Source organism: Streptosporangium sp. NPDC020072 (genome assembly GCF_040631445.1).
Lineage (GTDB): Bacteria > Actinomycetota > Actinomycetes > Streptosporangiales > Streptosporangiaceae > Streptosporangium.
The window spans coordinates 144,899-158,277 of record NZ_JBEYAB010000003.1 but is presented as its reverse complement, the minus strand read 5'-3'; the positions used below and the strand labels follow the sequence as shown (position 1 = coordinate 158,277).

Below are 13,379 nucleotides of genomic sequence, written 5' to 3'. Positions count from 1 at the left end.
GAACATGAACAAACGACCGCCCAGGAGCGATTTCTGGGCTTCATCTGTGGGGTAGGCGATCCGTGAGTCCGACCCGCCGTTCCGCACGGCGTCCGTTGGCCCGCCGCCGGGTGCCACGCGCTGCCGCTCTGGCGCTGCTGCTGGTTTCCGTGTCGGCGTGCAGTGCTGAGAACATCGCCGGGGAGTGGTCTCGTGGCGGTATGACCGAGGGCATCACCAAGCAGGCCGATACCGTCCAGAGCCTGTGGAACGGCTCCTGGATCGCGGCACTCGCCACCGGTTTGGTCGTGTGGGGCCTGATCCTGTGGTCCGTGGCCTTCCACCGTAAGAGGAAGAACTCCAAGGAGAGCCTGCCTCCGCAGGTGCGCTACAACCTCCCGATCGAGATCCTCTACACGGTTGTGCCGATCATCATGGTCGGCGTCTTCTTCTACTTCACCGCGCGGGACCAGAACTACATCAACGCCGTCTCCGGCAAGGCCGACGTCAAGGTCAAGGTCGAGGGCTTCCAGTGGAGCTGGCGCTTCACCACCGACTACAACGGCAAGAAGGCCGAAGTGGTCGGCATGCCCGTCAGCGACTACCGCCAGGGCCCGCGGCTGGTGCTTCCCGCGGGCAAGAAGGTGGAGTTCGACCTCGTCTCGCCCGACGTCATCCACTCCTTCTGGGTTCCCGCCTTCCACTTCAAGCGGGACGTCATCCCCGGAGTGGAGAACAAGTTCGAGGTCGAGACCCTGAACAAGTCCGGTGTGTTCGCGGGCCGCTGCGCCGAGCTGTGCGGTACCGACCACAGCCGGATGCTCTTCTACGTGGAGCTCGTCAGCCCAGCCGAGTTCGACAAGTACATCGCTAGTCAGGCGGGTGCCCAGTGACCGCACTTCAAGAGCCCATCGCTCTGACCCCGGTGACGACCCGCAAGGGCTCGGTCGTCGCGAAGTGGATGTCGTCCACCGATCACAAGATCATCGGACACCTCTACCTCATCACCTCGTTCGTGTTCTTCCTGATCGGCGGCGTGATGGCGCTGATCATGCGGGCCGAGCTGGCGCAGCCGGGGCTGCAGCTCACCAGCAACGAGCAGTTCAACCAGCTGTTCACCATGCACGGCACGGTCATGCTGCTGATGTTCGCGACGCCGCTGTTCGCGGGCTTCGCCAACGAGCTGATGCCGCTGCAGATCGGCGCCCCGGACGTGGCCTTCCCGCGTCTGAACATGGTCAGCTACTGGCTGTTCCTGTTCGGCAGCACCATCGCCCTGTCGGGCTTCCTCACCCCGGGCGGCGCGGCCAGCTTCGGCTGGTTCGCCTACGCCCCGCTGTCGGACGCGATCCACTCGCCCGGTATCGGTGGCGACCTGTGGATCGTCGGTCTGACCATCAGCGGTCTGGGCACGATCCTCGGCTCGGTGAACTTCATCACCACGATCGTGTGCATGCGCGCTCCGGGCATGACGATGTTCCGCATGCCGATGTTCACCTGGAACATCCTGCTCACCTCGATCCTGGTGCTGATGGCCTTCCCGGTGCTGGCCGCCGCGCTGCTGGCGCTTGAGGCCGACCGCAAGCTCGGCACGCACATCTTCGACTCGGCGACCGGTGGTGCCATGCTCTGGCAGCACCTGTTCTGGTTCTTCGGTCATCCCGAGGTGTACATCATCGCGCTGCCGTTCTTCGGCATCGTGACGGAGATCCTGCCGGTCTTCAGCCGCAAGCCGCTGTTCGGCTACATCGGCCTGGTCGGCGCGACCATCGCCATCGCCGGTCTGTCGATCACCGTGTGGGCGCACCACATGTTCCCGACCGGCCAGGTGCTGCTGCCGTTCTTCTCCTTCATGACGTTCCTCATCGCGGTCCCGACCGGGGTGAAGTTCTTCAACTGGATCGGCACGATGTGGCGGGGACACCTGTCGTTCGAGTCACCCATGCTGTTCTCGATCGGCTTCCTGGTGACCTTCCTCTTCGGTGGTCTGACCGGCGTCATCCTGGCCTCGCCGCCGCTGGACTTCCAGGTGTCGGACTCCTACTTCGTGGTGGCCCACTTCCACTACGTCGTCTTCGGCACCGTGGTCTTCGCGATGTTCGCGGGCTTCTACTTCTGGTGGCCCAAGTTCACCGGCAAGCTGCTCAACGACACGCTGGGCAAGGTCCACTTCTGGACGCTGTTCATCGGCTTCCACACCACGTTCCTGGTGCAGCACTGGCTCGGCGCGGCCGGCTTCCCGCGCCGCTACGCCGACTACAGCCCGGCCGACGGCTTCACCAACCTGAACATGGTCTCCTCGGTCGGCGCGTTCCTGCTGGGCGCATCGACGCTGCCGTTCCTGTACAACGTGTGGCGGACCCACAAGTCCGCCCCCAAGGTCACGGTGGACGACCCGTGGGGCTACGGCAACTCGCTGGAGTGGGCGACCTCCTGCCCGCCGCCGCGGCACAACTTCACCTCGCTGCCGCGCATCAGGTCCGAGCGCCCCGCGTTCGACCTCAAGTACCCGCACATCACCTCGGCCTCGCGTGAGCTGGAGGACAACCGATGAAGGTCCAGGGCTGGCTGTTCATCCTCTGCGGCATCTTCTTCGCCGCGGTGGACGTCGTCTACTGGTTCTGGTCAAGGGAACCGGTCGGCACGACGGCGATGGCGATCTCGGTCGGCTTCGCCTTCATGATCGGCTACTACCTCATGTACACCGCCCGCCGCATCGGCGAGCAGCCTGAGGACGACAAGCAGGGCGAGATCAGCGACGGCGCGGGGGAGCTCGGCTTCTTCAGCCCGCACAGCTGGTGGCCGCTGTTCGTCTGCCTGGCCGTCTCGCTCACCGCGGTCGGCCTGGTCATCGGCTGGTGGCTGTTCCTGATCGGTGTGTTCGCGGTCATCATGAGCATGATCGGGTTCGTCTTCGAGTACTACCGGGGTCACTTCTCGCACTGAGCGCGTCGCCACCCCAGGCTTCCGGAAACGGGCCACGGAGATTCCGTGGCCCGTTTTTTGGTGTTTATTGGGGACCCACACCCATCGCCATATGTGGCGCTCCGCTTACTACGGGTAATAACAGGATCACCGGACCGGTCCTGAACAGGGGAGCACACGTGGGGCACGTGGGACAGACGATGCGTGGTTCGATTCCGGGGGCCGGGCTACTGGCCCTGCTACTGGTGGCCTCATGCTCGGACGGTTCCACCACCGCCGCGCGCGGGCCGGCGGGACCCGTGTCGCACGCGGACGCGGCGGTCAGTGTGGTCCCCCTCGACAGGGCGGGCAACGTGCCCACCCACGCGACCGTCCTGGTGGCGGCCAGCGGGGGGACACTCAGGAACGTCACCGTGAAGGGCCCCAGGAACTCCCTGACGGGTGTGCTGAGCGCCGACGGGACCCAGTGGCACAGTCAGGACACCGCGCTGCCGGGGACGACCTACGAGGTCACCGCGGTCGCGGTGAACCCGGGAGGAAAGGTCAGCGAGACCCACACCTCCTTCTCCACGGTCAAGGCGGAGAAGACCTTCGAGATCAAGGAGTTCCTCCCCGACAAGGAGCTGACGGGCCTGACGGTCGGGGTCGGCATGCCGGTCATGATCACCTTCGACCAGCCCATCACCGACCGCGTCGAGGTCGAGCGCAACCTGGCGATCCGCTCCTCGAAGCCGGTCCTCGGGGCCTGGCACTGGTTCGACGACAAGACCGTGCACTTCCGTCCCAAGACGTTCTGGCCCGCCAACACCACCGTCCGCGTCGACGCCAACCTTGAGGGCGTCAGGGGCGGCAGGGGCGTGTACGGCAAGCAGAACCAGAGCATCCGCTTCAGGGTCGGCCGCTCCCAGATCACCCGGGGCAGCACCCAGACCCACCACCTGACCGTCAGGCGCAACGGCAAGGTCGTCAGGCAGATCCCGATGAGCGCGGGCCAGGGCGGCGCCTGGAAGTACTACACGACCAGCGGCGTGCACCTGGCCATGTCCAGGGAGCCGGTGACCATCATGACCTCGCCCGGCATCGGCCCCGGCTCTCCCGGCTACTACCAGATGACCGTCTACAACACCGTCCGCATCTCCAACAGCGGCGAGTACGTGCACAGCGCCCCGTGGTCGGTCGGCTCCCAGGGGTACTCCAACGTCAGTCACGGCTGCGTCAACGTCAGCCCGGACAACGCCGTCTGGTTCATCAACAACACCCTCATCGGTGACCCGATCATCATCACGGGCACCCCTCGCCCGCTTGAGCCGACCAACGGCTGGGGCCACTGGCAGGAGGACTGGAAGCAGTGGCTGAAGTGGAGCAGCGTCAAGTACTTCACCACCGACTCCCTGTGACGCCTGAAGGCCGCTGAGAGGCTTTTGCGGCTCTCGGGTCAGAGGAATGCGGCCAGGCCGTTTCCGGGGCTCCCTGAGCCGTACAGGGGCGTTCCAGGGCGGGCGGGGCTCGTCGCCAGCTCCGGGCGGAGACAGACAACAGGGCCCGGACACCTGATCGGTGTCCGGGCCCCGTCGTGTGGCGAAGCTTGTGACGGCCTCTAGTGGGTCAGGGACCTGTCGTCCCCGCCCGAGCCGACCTGCGCGTGCTCGCCGTGCTCGACGCCGTGACCGTGGCCGTCGTCCAGCGGGATCTTCTCGCCGCCGTAGGCCTTGCTCATCTTGGCGCGGAGCCTGCCGAGCGGGCCGCGCATCCCCTTGGGCGGGATGCCGTCCTTGTCGGTGTCGGTCCCGGCGATGGTCGGAACCGGGGCCTTGCCCCGCAGGTGCGCCTCGATGGAGGCCTCCGGCGGAACGTGGACCTCGATGTACTCACCGTGGGGCAGGCGCTTGATGACACCCGACTCCACGCCGTGCCCGATGATCGCCGCGTCGCTGCGCTGCAGGCCGAGGCAGATCCGGTAGGTGACGATGTAGGCCACCAGCGGGCCGAGGAAGACCAGGACCCGGCCGATGTAGGTCGTCCAGTTGAGCGAGACGTGGAAGACCGAGGAGATCTCGTCGTTCGCGCCCAGCAGCCACAGCACACCGTAGAACGTGATGGCCGAGATGCCGATCGAGGTGCGGTGCGGGTTGTTGCGGGGACGGTCGGCGACGTGGTGCTCGCTGCGGTCCCCGGTGACCCACTGCTCCAGGAAGGGATACAGGGCCAGGCCGGTCATGATGATGCCCATCGGGACCAGCGCCGGGATCAGCACGCTCATCGGCAGCGTGAAGCCCAGGATGTTGATCTCCCAGGAGGGCATCAGACGGAGCGAGCCCTCAAGGAAGCCCATGTAGAAGTCGGGCTGGGAACCCGCCGAGATGTCGGCGGGCGTGTAGGGACCGAACAGCCAGATCGGGTTGATCTGGGCGAAGGTGCCCAGCAGCGCGATGACGCCGAACGTGAACATGAAGTACGCGCCCGCCTTGGCCATGAAGGCCGGGTAGAACGGCGCGCCGACCACGTTCTCGTTGGTGCGTCCCTTGCCCGGCATCTGGGTGTGCTTCTGCACCCACATGAGGACCATGTGGGCGGAGATGAGCGCGAGCAGGATGCCGGGGATGAGCAGGATGTGCAGCGAGTAGAACCGGGAGATCACGTCCTCGCCGGGATACTCGCCGCCGAAGAGGAAGAAGGTGATCCAGGTGCCGACCAGCGGCAGCGAGATCGCCACACCCTCGGTGATGCGCAGACCCGCACCGGAGAGCAGGTCGTCGGGCAGGGAGTAGCCGGTCAGGCCCTCGGCCAGCGCCAGCGTCAGCAGCAGCACGCCGATGAGCCAGTTCAGCTCGCGCGGCTTGCGGTACGCACCGGTGAAGAACACACGGAGCGCGTGCACCATCATGCCGGCGACGAACAGCAGGGCCGCCCAGTGGTGCATCTGCCGCATCAGCAGACCACCGCGCACGTCGAAGCTGATCTGCAGAGCCGAGGCGTACGCCTCGGACATCGTGACGTCCTTGAGCGGTTCGTAGGAGCCCTCGTAGACGACGTGCGCCATGGAGGGCTTGAAGAAGAACGTCAGGAAGGTGCCGGTCAGCAGCAGGATGATGAACGAGTAGAGCGCGATCTCACCCAGCAGGAACGACCAGTGGTCGGGGAACACCTTGCGCAGGTTGCGCTTGAGGAAGTTTCCCGCGCCGAGCCGGTCGTCGAGGAAACCGCTCGCGCCCGCGATGGGCTTCGGAACCGTTCCGGTGCTCATGCGTGGCCTCCCTTCTCACGGACCTCGGCCTCGGCGTCGCCGCGTTCCCAGAAGCTGGGCCCCGGCGGGACGGCGAAGTCGGCCGTGGCGACCAGGTAGCCCTCGCTGTCGACGGCGATGGGCAGCTGGGGCAGCGGCCTGGCGGCCGGACCGAAGATCACCTTGGCGCCGTCCGCGGCGTCGAAGGTGGACTGGTGGCACGGGCACAGGATGTGGTGGGTGGTCTGCTCGTACAGGGCCGCGGGGCAGCCGACGTGCGTGCAGATCTTGGAGTACGCCACGATCCCGTCGTGCGTCCAGTTCTTGTTCGTCCCGGACTTGATCTCCTCCGGGCGGAACTTGATCAGGATCAGCGTGGCCTTGGCCAGGGCGTCGAGGTCGTGCTCGTAACCCTCGGGCACGACCGACAGGATGCCGCCGGGGGAGTTGAAGTCGGCCGCGCGGATCGGCGCGCCGGTTCCCTCGACGACGAGCCTGCGGTCCTTGCCGTCCTTGGTCTTCTCGCCCCAGACGGTGTGCCGCAGCTTCTCGGGGAAGTTCTTGTAGCGCGGGCCGAGGTCGCGCAGCAGCACTATCGGCAGCACGCCCAGCGGGGCGGCGGCCAGCAGGAGCGTACGGCGCAGCAGCGGCCGCTTGGTGATGCCGCTCTCGGCGGCGCCCTGCAGGAAGGTCTCGCCGACCTGCTCCCTGACCTCGGAGGAGGAGGCCATCGTGTGGCGCTCCTGGACCAGGCTGTACTTCGGCATGACCATGCGGACCCAGAACACGATGCCCGCCGCGAGCGACAGCAGCGCCAGGGTCAGCGAGCCGCCCAGCGCCAGGGTCGAGGTCTTGGTCGTCTCGACGTCGCCCACCTGGAAGATCACGTAGGAGGCGACGAAGGCGACCGCGGCCAGGAAGGTGATGAGGAAGCACAGGGCCGCGGCCCGCTCACCCTTCCTGGCGGTCTGCTCGTCCTGCAGGTTCACACCCGGGACGTCGGCTGTGGCTTCGGTGCGCTCCTCCTCGCCCAGCAGGGAGGTGGCCGTCGCGGGCGCCGGGGTGCCGATGACGCGGTGTGGCACGCGCCCCTCGGGCTGTTCGATGTCGTGGTTGTTGTCTGTCATTGGTGGGCCTGTCGCTTCTTGGCGGTGATCCAGATAGCGGCCAGGGCGAGCAGGCTGATGCCCGCGATCCAGGCCACGAGACCCTCGGTCACCGGACCGATGCGGCCGAGGCCGGCGCCGCCCGGGTTGGGCTCGTCACGCACGCCCACGATGTAGGCGATCATGTCCCGCTTCTGGTCGGGGGTGATGATGCTGTCGTTGAACACCGGCATCGCCTGCGGGCCGGTGACCATGGCCTCGTAGATCTGCTTCGGGGTGGCCTCGTTCAGCGGCGGGGCGTACTTGCCCTGGGTCAGGGCACCCCCGGCGCCGACGAAGTTGTGGCACTGGATGCAGTTCGCGCGGAACAGCTCGCCACCCTTCGACTTGTCACCCTTGGCCGGGTCGACCTGCTCGTCGGCGGGGACGGTGGGACCGCCGCCCAGCGACTGGATGTAGGCGGAGAGCTGCCGGACGGTGTCCTCGTTGACCCAGGGCGCCGTCGGCTTGCGCGGGGCCTGGGCGCCGGGGTTGGCCAGGGGCATACGGCCACTGCTGACCTGGAAGTCCACGGCGGCGGCGCCGACGCCGACGAGCGTCGGGCCGTTCTTGGTGCCCTCGGCGCTGAGGCCGTGGCAGCTGGAGCAGCTCTGCTCGAAGAGTTTCTTACCCTCGGCGACGTCGTCGGCCCTGCCGGACGCGATGGCCGCGTCAGCCCGCTCGCTCGTCGGAGCCGCGAGGGTGTAGAACCCCCCGAGCAGCCCAAGGGCAAGAAGCAGGACGGCGTATCTCGCGAGGGGATGCCGCCGCCCAGCGGTGATCCTATTCACAGAGATCCCCGATTCCTTAATGAATGCCGTAGATGGTCACGAAAAGGCCGATCCAGACCACGTCGACGAAGTGCCAGTAGTAGGACACGACGATGGCGCTGGTCGCCTGCTCACGGGTGAAGCGCTTCGCGGCGTACGTGCGTCCCAGCATGAACAGGAACGCGATCAGTCCACCGGTCACGTGAAGGCCGTGGAAGCCCGTGGTCAGGTAGAACACCGAGTCGTACGCGGAGTGCGACAGGGTGTGCCCCTCCTCGACCAGCTGGCTGTACTCATACAGCTGGCCGGCGACGAACACGGCACCCATCAGGAAGCTGACGATGTACCAGAAGCGCAGCTTGGCGACCTGGCCCTTCTCAGCCGCCCACACGCCCAGCTGACAGGTCACGCTCGACAGGACCAGAATGATCGTGTTGACCAGCGAGAACTGGACGTTCAAGTGAGCCTCCGGCCAGGGGAGACCCTGGCCGAGACTGACCGACCGGATGGTGAAGTACATCGCGAACAGCGCCGCGAAGAACATGAGCTCAGAGGACAGCCAGACGATCGTCCCGACGCTGACCAGGTCTGGCCTGCGGGACGAATGCGCTGTCGTCGTCGTTGATATTGCGGATGCTGTCGCCACGGGCAGCATTATTGCGGTTCTCCTGGTCGGGTCGCCGCACGACCCCCCACTAGGGGGTCCCCGCGCTCCCTAAAACCGGGCTTATGGCGCATTTATCTCATGGATGCGTCCGGTCTGGGTCTCCGGGCGAGCCGCCCGGTACCATCCCAGGTGACCATACATCGACAAGGGATAGTGAGCGCCACCGTGAGCACCGACGACAAGATGAGGGTCCTCGTCTACAGCGACGACGCGAGCACTCGCGAGAAGGTGCGGCAGGCGATCGGCAGGCGTCCCGCCGCCGACGTGCCCCTCGTGGAGATCGTGGAGTGCGCCACCCACGCGAAGGTCGTCCAGCACTTCGACTCGGGTGAGATCGACGTCGCCGTGCTCGACGCCGAAACCCAGCCCGCGGGCGGCATGGGGGTCGCCAGGCAGGCCAAGGACGAGGTGTACGACTGCCCTCCGATCTGCCTGCTGATCGCCCGCCGCGACGACCGGTGGCTGGCCGAGTGGTCCCGCGCCGAGGCCGTCGTGCCGCAGCCGATCGACCCGGTCGTGCTGGCCGACACCGTCGCCGACCTGATGCGCCGCCGCCTGTCGACCCGCCTGACCGCCCGGTAGACCGAACCCCTCTGGAGACCCCACATGGACGCGCGCACCACCTGGCCCGCGTTGTTGTCCGCCCTGCTCGCGGGTGAGCACCTCACCGCGGACGAGAGCTCCTGGGCGATGAACGAGATCATGTCCGGTTCGGCGACCTCCGTGCAGATCGCGGGCTTCGCCGTGGCGCTGCGGGCCAAGGGGGTGACGGTCGCCGAGCTGACCGGGCTGACGCGCACCATGCTGGAACGGGCGACCCCGCTGACGGTCGAGGGGCCCGTCGTCGACGTCGTCGGCACCGGTGGCGACCGAGCCCACACCGTCAACGTCTCCACGATGGCCGCCATCGTGGCCGCCGCGGCCGGCGCCCGGGTCGTCAAGCACGGCAACAGGGCCGCCTCCTCCCTCTGCGGCGCCGCCGACGTGCTGGAGCACCTGGGAGTCGTGCTCGACCTGACGCCGGAGAACACCGCCAGGGTCGCCGTCGAGGCGGGCATCTCCTTCTGCTTCGCGCCCGTCTACCACCCGGCGCTGCGCTTCGTCGGACCGGCGCGCAAGGAACTCGGCATCCCGACCGTCTTCAACTTCCTCGGGCCGCTGACCAACCCCGCCAGGCCGCAGGCCCAGGCCATCGGCATCTTCGACCCGATCATGCTCCCCGTGGTCGCCGGCGTGTTCGCCGAGCGCGGCGTCTCCGCCCTGGTCTTCAGGGGAGACGACGGTCTCGACGAGCTCACCACCGCGACGACCTCGACCGTCTGGATCGTGCGTGACGGCACCGCGAGGAAGACCGTCTTCGACCCGGCCGTGCTCGGCATCCCCAGGTCCGACCAGGACGCGCTGCGCGGCGGGGACGTGGCCTTCAACGCGCAGGCCGTACGCGACCTGCTGGGCGGCAAGACCGGGCCGGTCCGCGACGCGGTGCTGCTCAACGCCGCCGCGGCCCTGGTCGCCTACGACGCCGCGGGCGACGACCTGGACGCCGCGATGGCGGGCGCCTACGCCAGGGCGGGACAGGCCGTCGACTCCGGCGAGGCCGGGGCGCTCCTCGACCGCTGGGTCGAGGTCAGCCAGGCTCTGAAAACGCCCTGATCCGCGAGTCCTCCCCTCCCGGGCGGACGCAAGATCCTCCCGTGAGGGGATGTCGCGCTGGTCGTGGCCGTCCTAGATTGCGCCCATGTGGCGTGTTGACCTTCCTGCCTGGCGAGTGGCGCTCGGCCTGCTTGTCCTCGCGGTCGTCTGCCTCTCGCTGGCCGCGGCGAGGCTGGCGCGTGAGCGACGCCTGCTGCTGCTGAGCCTGGCCGCCGAGCGCACCAGGCTGGCCGGGCAACGGGAGGCGCTGAGCCGTGCCGCGGCGATGCGGGAGCGCGCCCGCATCGCCGGGGAACTGCACGACGTGGTCGCCCACGGGGTCAGCATGATGACGCTCGGCGTCGGCGCGGGCCGGATGATCATGGAGAAGGACCCCGCGAGGGCCCGCGAGACACTGCGCGTCGCCGAGGAGTCGGGCCGTCAGGCGCTCGTCGAGTTACAGCGGATCCTGAGCCTGCTGAGCGTCGAGGGCGCCCCCGCGGCGACCAGGCACCCCCAGCCAAGGCTGTCCGACCTGTCCGACCTGCTGACCCAGGTCCGTACGGCGGGCCTGCGGGTCGAGGTGGTCGAGGACGGGTCCCCGGCGGAGGTCGGCCTGACCCTGGAACTGGCGGCCTACCGGATCGTCCAGGAGGCGCTGGGCAACACGCTCAAGCACGCGGGAGCCAGTACGGCCCATGTCACGCTGCGCTGGCGTCCCGGCTTCCTCGACGTGCTCGTCCGCGACGACGGCCAGGTGGTTCCTCCGCCCGCCGGGGCCGGCGCCGGGACGGGGCTGCTCGGCATGCGTGAGCGCGCCACGATGTTCGGCGGGAGCCTGGAGGCCAGGCCGATGCCCGAAGGGGGGTTCGAGGTGCGGGCCCGCCTGCCGACAACGGGCGAACTACGCCCGGGGGCCCGCCTGCCCACCTGAGGGGCCGGTCAGTCCGACTCGCCCAGGCCGATCGAGAAGGCGGCCTCAAGATCGTGCCGGGAGTAGGTGCGGAAGGCGATGTGCGTCTCGGTGCGCAGCACCCCGGCCACCTTGTTCAGCCTGCCGGGGATGACCTCGGCGACCTGCTCGTAGGCGGGGACGCGGACGATGGCCAGCAGGTCGTACTCCCCGGTTATGGAGTAGACCTCGCTCACCCCGTCGAGCTCGGCGATCGTCTGGGCCACCTCGGGGATCCGGTCCACCTCGGCGTTGATGTGCACGATCGCGGTGACCACTGGCTCTCCTCCTGGTTGGGAACTGCTCCCACGACGCTATCAGCGCCCCCTGCGGCCCTCGCCGTCCCCGTACTGCTCACGGGAGCGGTAGGCCAGGTCGATGCGGGACCTGAACCGTCCGGCGCCGCCGATCGGCAGGCTCCAGCCGCCCTCGACCTGCACCAGCCGCACCCCGGGGGCCTCCAGCCAGCGCAGCACGCACTCGGTCTCCTCGGCCCCGGCGGCCGGGACCGGGCCGGGACCGGGCACGACGGTCTCCGCCGTCGCCACCAGCGCGTCCACGAACGGGGTCGGGTGGGCGCCTCTGGGCATCACCCCGGCCGAGACCAGCCTGCCGTGCCTGACGACGTGGATCTCCCAGTCGCCGCCCGTCAGCGGGGCCGCGGCGACCAGCTGCGGCAGCGAGGTCAGCCCGCGCAGCCGCTGCATGCGCGCCGAGACGCGCACGTAGGAGGCCAGCCGGTCGCGGTCCGCCGCGGCCTCCTCGTAGCGCTCCTCACGGGACAGGCGCTCCATCCTGGCCTCGATCGCGGAGAAGACCTCCGAGGCGTCCAGCTCCATAGCCCTGCGGGCGGCCGCGGCGTGCAGGCCGTACTCCTCGACGCTCTGACGGCCCTCGCAGGGGGCGCCGCACCGGCCGATCCCGGCCAGTGCGCACGCGGGCCGGCCCGTGCGGGGGGTGATCCGCTCCGTGCACCGGCGCAGGGGGATCGCCTCGTGCAGCGCGGAGCGGGCGTCCTCGGCGGCGCGGACGCTGCCGAACGGGCCGAGGTATCCGGCCCCGTCGTCCTTGACCTCGCGCACGACGGACAGGCGGGGGAAGGGCTCCTCGGTGAGTTTGAGCCAGACCATCCGTTCGGGGAAACGCGACCTGCGGTTGTAGCGCGGTTTGGCCGAGCCGATCAGCCTGAGCTCTCTGACCTCGGCCTCAAGGGGGGTGGCGCAGACGATGGTCCTGATCCGCTCGGCGACGGCGACCATCTCGCGGATCCTCGGCCGGGTCTCGGCGGCGGTGAAGTAGCTGCGGACACGGTTGCGCAGGTTGGTGCTCTTGCCGACGTAGAGAGGCTCGCCCCGATCGTCCTCGAACACGTAGACCCCCGGCTCGCCGGGCACCCCGTTGGCCAGGTGGCGTTTGCGGCGTTGCTCGGGCGTCGGCGCCCGCACGAAGCCCTTCAGCTCCTCCAGCGTGTGCACCCCGAACGAGCCCGCCCGCTCGATCAGGGCGTGCAGCACGTCCACGGTCGCCCTGGCGTCGGCGAGCGCGCGGTGGCACGGCTCGGTCCTGCTGAAGACCCTGGCCAGGGTGGAGAGCTTGTAGTTGGGGACCTCGTCGCGGGTCAGCAGCCTGCGGGCCAGCACGACGGTGTCGACCACGGGGTTGCCGGGCGGAGGGTAGCCCAGGGCCGCGCAGGCCGCCCTGACGAACGACAGGTCGAAGCCCGCGTTGTGGGCGACGAACGTGGCGCCCCTGGCGAACTCCAGGAAGGAGGGCAGCACCGAGTCGATCCTCGGCGCGGCGGTCACCATGGCGTCGGTGATGCCGGTGAGCACCGAGATGAAAGGCGGGATCGGTGAACCCGGATCGACCAGCGTGCCGAACTCGCCGAGCACCTCACCGCCGCGAACCTTGACCGCGCCTATCTCCGTGATGGCGTGCTCGTCGGCGGAGACCCCCGTGGTCTCCAGGTCGAACACGACGAACGTGATCTGCTCAAGCGGCGTGCCCAGTTCGTCAAGCGTCCCCTGCACGGCGTACTCCACGGCTCACGACCATAGGAGCATCGACCGACATTTACCGCTCCGGG

The 13,379-nt window shown here is 68.4% G+C and carries 13 protein-coding genes; 7 read left to right on the top strand and 6 right to left on the bottom strand.

The window, feature by feature from the left end:
• The first annotated feature begins 200 nt into the window (after positions 1-200).
• The 4 genes from coxB to ABZ470_RS07050 all read left to right on the top strand — a co-directional run bounded on the left by coxB (position 201) and on the right by ABZ470_RS07050 (position 4,301).
• Positions 201-872: a cytochrome c oxidase subunit II gene (gene coxB, locus ABZ470_RS07065; protein ID WP_352008838.1), complete on the top strand. Its 672-nt coding sequence runs from the start codon at positions 201-203 to the stop codon at positions 870-872.
• A 68-nt stretch (positions 873-940) separates the two neighbouring features.
• Positions 941-2,533 carry a cytochrome c oxidase subunit I gene (gene ctaD, locus ABZ470_RS07060; RefSeq protein ID WP_362910992.1) on the top strand — a complete coding sequence of 531 codons (1,593 nt, stop codon included), beginning with the start codon at positions 941-943 and terminating at the stop codon, positions 2,531-2,533.
• On the top strand, positions 2,530-2,925 hold the full coding sequence (locus tag ABZ470_RS07055; protein WP_352008839.1) for a cytochrome c oxidase subunit 4: 396 nt from the start codon (positions 2,530-2,532) through the stop codon (positions 2,923-2,925). Before ctaD ends, ABZ470_RS07055 begins: the two co-directional genes overlap by 4 nt.
• A gap of 179 nt (positions 2,926-3,104) precedes the next feature.
• Complete coding sequence (locus ABZ470_RS07050) at positions 3,105-4,301, top strand: Ig-like domain-containing protein (protein WP_352008840.1); 1,197 nt, start codon at positions 3,105-3,107, stop codon at positions 4,299-4,301.
• 200 nt (positions 4,302-4,501) lie between these two features.
• Here ABZ470_RS07050 and ABZ470_RS07045 read toward each other — a convergent pair whose 3' ends face one another.
• The 4 genes from ABZ470_RS07045 to ABZ470_RS07030 are packed head-to-tail and all read right to left on the bottom strand — an operon-like array spanning position 4,502 to position 8,697.
• On the bottom strand, positions 4,502-6,148 hold the full coding sequence (locus ABZ470_RS07045; protein WP_362910528.1) for a ubiquinol-cytochrome c reductase cytochrome b subunit: 1,647 nt from the start codon (positions 6,146-6,148) through the stop codon (positions 4,502-4,504).
• A complete protein-coding gene (locus tag ABZ470_RS07040; RefSeq protein ID WP_362910526.1) occupies positions 6,145-7,254 on the bottom strand; it encodes a Rieske 2Fe-2S domain-containing protein in 1,110 nt (369 codons plus the stop codon). The genes ABZ470_RS07045 and ABZ470_RS07040 overlap by 4 nt, the downstream gene beginning before the upstream one ends.
• Complete coding sequence (locus ABZ470_RS07035) at positions 7,251-8,063, bottom strand: c-type cytochrome (protein ID WP_352008843.1); 813 nt, start codon at positions 8,061-8,063, stop codon at positions 7,251-7,253. The genes ABZ470_RS07040 and ABZ470_RS07035 overlap by 4 nt, the downstream gene beginning before the upstream one ends.
• 16 nt (positions 8,064-8,079) lie before the next feature.
• Positions 8,080-8,697: a heme-copper oxidase subunit III gene (locus tag ABZ470_RS07030; RefSeq protein WP_352008844.1), complete on the bottom strand. Its 618-nt coding sequence runs from the start codon at positions 8,695-8,697 to the stop codon at positions 8,080-8,082.
• Between the two features lie 195 nt (positions 8,698-8,892).
• On the opposite strand from ABZ470_RS07030, the gene ABZ470_RS07025 reads away from it, so the two are divergent.
• The 3 genes from ABZ470_RS07025 to ABZ470_RS07015 all read left to right on the top strand — a co-directional run bounded on the left by ABZ470_RS07025 (position 8,893) and on the right by ABZ470_RS07015 (position 11,275).
• Positions 8,893-9,291: a hypothetical protein gene (locus ABZ470_RS07025; RefSeq protein WP_352009452.1), complete on the top strand. Its 399-nt coding sequence runs from the start codon at positions 8,893-8,895 to the stop codon at positions 9,289-9,291.
• Positions 9,292-9,315: 24 nt separating this feature from the next.
• Complete coding sequence (trpD, locus tag ABZ470_RS07020) at positions 9,316-10,362, top strand: anthranilate phosphoribosyltransferase (protein ID WP_352008845.1); 1,047 nt, start codon at positions 9,316-9,318, stop codon at positions 10,360-10,362.
• An 85-nt stretch (positions 10,363-10,447) separates the two neighbouring features.
• Complete coding sequence (locus ABZ470_RS07015) at positions 10,448-11,275, top strand: histidine kinase (RefSeq protein WP_352008846.1); 828 nt, start codon at positions 10,448-10,450, stop codon at positions 11,273-11,275.
• Between the two features lie 8 nt (positions 11,276-11,283).
• On the opposite strand, the gene ABZ470_RS07010 is transcribed toward ABZ470_RS07015, so the two are convergent.
• Together ABZ470_RS07010 and ABZ470_RS07005 are read right to left on the bottom strand one after the other, a co-directional pair.
• Positions 11,284-11,571: an Lrp/AsnC ligand binding domain-containing protein gene (locus ABZ470_RS07010; protein ID WP_352007292.1), complete on the bottom strand. Its 288-nt coding sequence runs from the start codon at positions 11,569-11,571 to the stop codon at positions 11,284-11,286.
• 39 nt (positions 11,572-11,610) lie between these two features.
• Entirely contained in the window at positions 11,611-13,335 is a 1,725-nt protein-coding gene (locus tag ABZ470_RS07005) for a DEDD exonuclease domain-containing protein (protein ID WP_362910524.1), read from the bottom strand.
• Positions 13,336-13,379 lie beyond the last annotated feature (44 nt).

Coding starts and splice junctions, on each gene's coding strand:
- coxB (WP_352008838.1), top strand. CDS start 201: ATGACCGAGGGCATCACCAAGCAGGCCGATACCGTCCAGAGCCTGTGG.
- ctaD (WP_362910992.1), top strand. CDS start 941: ATGTCGTCCACCGATCACAAGATCATCGGACACCTCTACCTCATCACC.
- ABZ470_RS07055 (WP_352008839.1), top strand. CDS start 2,530: ATGAAGGTCCAGGGCTGGCTGTTCATCCTCTGCGGCATCTTCTTCGCC.
- ABZ470_RS07050 (WP_352008840.1), top strand. CDS start 3,105: ATGCGTGGTTCGATTCCGGGGGCCGGGCTACTGGCCCTGCTACTGGTG.
- ABZ470_RS07045 (WP_362910528.1), bottom strand. CDS start 6,148: ATGAGCACCGGAACGGTTCCGAAGCCCATCGCGGGCGCGAGCGGTTTC.
- ABZ470_RS07040 (WP_362910526.1), bottom strand. CDS start 7,254: ATGACAGACAACAACCACGACATCGAACAGCCCGAGGGGCGCGTGCCA.
- ABZ470_RS07030 (WP_352008844.1), bottom strand. CDS start 8,697: ATGCTGCCCGTGGCGACAGCATCCGCAATATCAACGACGACGACAGCG.
- ABZ470_RS07025 (WP_352009452.1), top strand. CDS start 8,893: ATGAGGGTCCTCGTCTACAGCGACGACGCGAGCACTCGCGAGAAGGTG.
- trpD (WP_352008845.1), top strand. CDS start 9,316: ATGGACGCGCGCACCACCTGGCCCGCGTTGTTGTCCGCCCTGCTCGCG.
- ABZ470_RS07015 (WP_352008846.1), top strand. CDS start 10,448: ATGTGGCGTGTTGACCTTCCTGCCTGGCGAGTGGCGCTCGGCCTGCTT.